Annotated in this window: 1 protein-coding gene; it reads left to right on the top strand. The window is 59.1% G+C overall.

All coding sequences use genetic code 11. The annotated features are described in order from the left end of the window. Positions 1–51: 51 nt before the first annotated feature. A partial coding sequence (locus AC5S3R_RS19980) for an IS5 family transposase (protein WP_494268959.1) occupies positions 52–330 on the top strand: 279 nt, incomplete at its 3' end.

Consider the following 330-nt stretch of genomic DNA (forward strand, 5'->3'; position numbering starts at 1 on the left):
GTATCGACATATACACTTTGCGTCCGTTGGTCGAGCTGCTGCAGTGTAAGTATGGCGAGCCGGTACGAGTTAAGCGAGGCGCAGTGGGAGCGGATCAAGGATATTCTGCCTGGACGCAAGGAGCATGTGGGCCGCACAGCAGCCGATAACCGTATCTTTGTAAACGGCGTGCTGTGGGTGCTGCGTTCCGGAGCGCGCTGGAGCGACCTTCCCGACCGCTATGGCAAGTACAAGACCGTGCACAAGCGCTTTGTGCGCTGGGCCCACGCCGGCGTCTGGGAGCGGATCTTCCACGAACTGGTGCGGGACAAGAAGAACCAGTATCTGATG

The organism is Occallatibacter sp. FHG110214_02 (assembly GCF_059115385.1).